The 4,530-nt window shown below is 41.4% G+C and carries 1 protein-coding gene; it reads right to left on the bottom strand.

Going from position 1 to position 4,530, the window contains the following annotated elements:
* Positions 1-4,530, bottom strand: a 4,530-nt coding sequence (locus tag RHS_RS27960; RefSeq protein ID WP_047835035.1) for an endo-alpha-N-acetylgalactosaminidase family protein, incomplete at both ends; no start/stop codon positions are given.

Genomic DNA, 4,530 nt, shown 5'->3' with positions numbered 1-4,530 from the left:
TTTTCTGCATTAAACGCAAAATCTTTAGCCGGGCTTCCTTCACCCCAGTTTCCTGCTGCTTCCAGTACATGGGTGCTTGTAGAAGGATATAATACATATGGTGTGTTTTTCTTGCTGTTGATGGTGATTGTGCCACCGTCATTAGAGATTGTGCCAATTTTCACTTTTCCCTGCTGTGTGGTCTCATATAAGTCAAAGGATGGAACATTCTTAAATTCATCTGTCAGTTCCCAGGTAGTCGGATTGCCTGTTGTATTCCAATGATACAGCTTTGCGCCTCCGTTAATATCTAACTTGTCGCCTGTTTTGATATCCCAGCTCCACGGAATCAGGGAAGTTGCCTCTCCTGCATGGCGTTCTCCTTCATCTGTTGTGGTTCCAGTGTCGGCCCAGGAAGAGATTAACTTTCCGTCCTGACGCAATTCCACCATCTTTGTTTCTTTATTTCTTGTAGAGGTAACATTTCCTTCAAATGTAATTTGGTCTGTTTCTGATTTTAAAACACCAAAATGCTGCATGAATTTTGTAGGAAGTACTTCGTTATAGAATACGGTCACACCCTGCTGTACATCGGTCTTAGAATCACCCCAGGTAGTTACTACCGGGATTTTCTGTCCTTTGAACAATGCATTTCCAACAAAGATATCCAAATCATTTTTTACCATTCTGTAAAGAACGCTCTTGTTTCCTTTGTTGGGATATCCAAGGTCGGTACCCCAATGTGTAAAGGTAACGCCAGGCTCAATCGGTCCGGAGAACTCTGTACCTACTTTAACGCCAAGGTCATTGATATAATCTACTAATTTGTAAGCATTATAATCATTTCCTGTATAAACATCAATATAGTAGAAGTCCAGTCCTTTATCTCCAACTTTTGTTAAATCATAAAGGTCTTTGAACCGTTTCTGAAGCTGTCCTGTGACAACATCTTTCGTCTGGTCTACATAGTATGCGGTATCAATCCAGTCCCAGCCTTTTGCAAGCCTGTCACTCTGATATCCGGCTGCTGTAGCACCGCTTAAGTTCTTATAGTATAATTCATTTGCATCCAGATGATATTCGGTAGCATTGAGATGCACACCGATGCTCATGTTATATTTATCGCCTTCGCCGATGAGAGTTTTAAAGTCTTCAACCCCACCCTGTCTTACACCGACGTTGGAATAGGAAGGAATATCATCATCATGGCCTTCTGCCTGATACCCTTTATGAAGTACCATCTGCCCGAATCCATCCATGTAATTGTACAATACCTTACCTGTTTCTAAGGAATTGAGGAATGGGTCGTTTGCCTGGCTTGCAAAGTTAAATGCAATGTACATCATATTGTTTGCCATGTCTTTGGCACCAAATGCTTCTTCCAGGATATATTTCCGATGTGCTACTGCTGCATCCTGCCAGTCAACATTTTCATCTGCATTAGCATCTTCTGTAATGACAATTTTTGCCCATGGCAATTCTTCTTTATCGGTGGTGTCGCTATAACGGTAAGTCCATTCTCCATTTCGTATCTGAGCCTTTTTTACCAGGGATTTTACGGATTTCTCCATTACCACTTTATTTCCGCCGGACATTACGTTGTTTTCGATGGAAGCAGCCAGACCATTTCCACTGATCATTGCCATGGTAGTTCCTTCCGCACCGCTCTTTTCCATTTGTGACATATCATCCGCTAATTCTTCGGATACACCATGCCATTGGCCATTTGATTTTGTCCAGGCATAAGATGCGCCTTCCATCTTGTCATCTGCATAAGCCCAGGTGCTTTCGCCCAGTGAAAATGTTTTCACTTTAAAGCTGCCGTTTTCTGCAATATCTGTGATTTTAAATTCTACCACATGGTTTTCTGCTACAGAAAGTGTTGCTTTCATCGTTACACCTTTATCTGCAAATTCCATTACGTACTCGTAGGTACTGTCATCTTTCTTTGTTCCGGTTACAGCCGGTGATACTTTTTCTCCGTTCAGCACTACGGTTCCCAGCTGATCTTCCTGACCTCTCATAGTCTTTTCATTCAGCTTATAGGAAAGGATACGCGGGAATGACTGATCAATCACAGCTGTCAGTCCGTCTTTTTGAATCTCAACTGTTTTCTCATTTGCAGAGAATAACGGAAGAGAAGCTTCCTCTATCATTTCAAAATTATCAAATGTCAGTTCTTTACTTCCATACCAGGACTTTATACCAAAGAGTCCGGGTGTATTTTTCATAGATTCCATGGTAACGGAACCCATATCTGTGACAAGCCCATCTTTGTCCGTAAATTTCAGCTGTACGGTGTTCCCAATCAGGTCAATTGCTACCTTATAAGTCTCACCTGCTTTTAATGAAAATGTCTTGCCAAATCCCTTGGTACTGTCATCTACATTTACACGCCAGTTTCCATTGATATCAACCTCTACCGATAATCCTTGGGTAAAGTCGGTGTCGCGGAAAACGAAACCATAACGTCCGCCCTGCATGTCATCCCCAACGCTAGGTGTGAAATCAAATGTAGCATGCACATCCTTCATTGGAATCGAATCTTTATTTAAGAATCTGGTTACGCCCGGTACTTTTATGGTCAGCGTGCCTGCTTCTGTATTATGTATCGCATTATTACTGTTATCAAGAGGTTTGCTGGATTCCCAGTTAGGATTATATAAGTCCCCAAAGGTTTCTTCATATACGCTTAATTCCTCTGCTCCCATTGCATCGATTTTTACATTCATTTTCTCTGCATTTGGATTGTAGATACCGAATCCGCCCTGTGTCTTATCATAAGAAACTTCATTTGCGGTTCCAACAGTCTGGTTATTCACTTTTAATGTTAGATTTCCCTTTACTATTTCCACTCTGAGAATATAATCTGCATCAGCCGCAATTGCTTTACTGATTCCCAGCGGTGTGATTTCTGATCCATTATCCAAAACCCATTCCGTTGCAGAGGTATTGTAAACTTTTAAATTTCCAATCTGAATACCGCTCTTCAGCTGGTCTGCCTGCATTTTTACCTGGAATACACCATGTTCCGGCATACTGATATCACTGTTAACAGCCGCCGCATTCCCTGCAACTGCACCTTCCAGATAGCCATTTTTAATCTGGGGTGTTTCGAATTCTTCCCAGTTTACCGCTGCAATTGTATCATAGTATTCTTCATAATAAACTTTATCCAGCGGAGCTGTTGAGATATCCTCGAACTTTTCCGTGTAAAGCAAATCATCCAGATAAATCTTACCGGTTCCTGTTATTCCGGGATATCCCATTCCAATAGAAACTCCTGCCGGTATCTCAGCAGCAGATTTTTTTCCATTGATGCTGAGTGTTACTTTGTCTCCGGTAAATGAAACTGCGAGATCGTTCCAGGCCTTTAACTTTGGTGATTCTGCTTCGCCTGTTAATGGATACGTCTGATTTTCTAAGACAAACTCCCATTTATTTACATTATACTGCACAATTCCAGTGCCGATCTTAAGACCAAGATCTGCATGTTCTGTCTTTACTTTTGCCCCATAGGTTCCCTGTGATAATTTTACGGCATCTGTTAATTCAGCCATGCCGCTGACATTTGTTAAACTCAGAACCTTATTGGATCCTTCCTTTACAATTGCAGGTGATCCCTGGCTCCAGGTTCCTGTGATGCCATCCTGGAAATCATTTTCATATTTCACGATAGCTTCCGGCTCAATTATTTTATTGGTGTAGATAACATCATCAATTAATACGGCAGTACTTCCCCAGGTACGGATACCGAACTGACCTGCCACACCATTTTTTAATACATCCAGTGTAAAGGTTCCTACCGGCTCTTTGTTTAAATAAACGGTGATCGATCCTTCCTGGAAATTAATGATTAAATCATTCCAGGTTCCGTTCACTGGTTTTTGCATATCGATGGAAGGATAACCAGACTGATTCTCTACAACCCATTGTCCCCCGTCCCAGTTTAACTCACGGAACTTATTGTCCTTAGCGCCAAAACGGAATCCAAACTGCTTCGGTGTGCTGTTCGCAGGTGCAACTGCTTTGTAACGAAGTGATAAGGTTCCCTCTTTGATATCCGGTGAATCCAGATCTACCACTCTTGCTTTACCGGCTGCAATTTTCAATACTCTGTTTCCGGTATCTGTTGTTTCGATTGATGCAGCATTATTACTCCAGTTTGGTGTATATTCCGGATCTTCATAATCCTGAACATATTCCACAACGTTGGATGGCTTGTCCTTTGTTCCTACACCTTCTACCTTAAAATCGCTGATAGATACTGTTGCAGGTACGTTAAACCATTTAAATATTCCTATCTGTCCTCTTTGATTAATAAGCTCCTCTGTCAACACATTCGGAACTGATTCATTAAAGATAACAGCATCATCTAAAGCAATGATTATCTTGTCACCATAGAAACCTATCCGAAGTCTGTATTCCGTATTTTGCTCTAAAACAGGTCCTGAAAATGTTTTCCATTTTCCGCCTTCATTCTGGCTCTGAATATTCCAGGTGCCTTCAACATCATATCTTACGGAAATACCATTTGAATCATCATTTGCC

Origin of the sequence: Robinsoniella sp. RHS, from assembly GCF_001029355.1 — a bacterium.
Classification (GTDB): domain Bacteria; phylum Bacillota; class Clostridia; order Lachnospirales; family Lachnospiraceae; genus Robinsoniella; species Robinsoniella peoriensis.
Note: the sequence above shows the minus strand (reverse complement) of the source record. Positions and strands in the feature narration are given on the sequence as shown.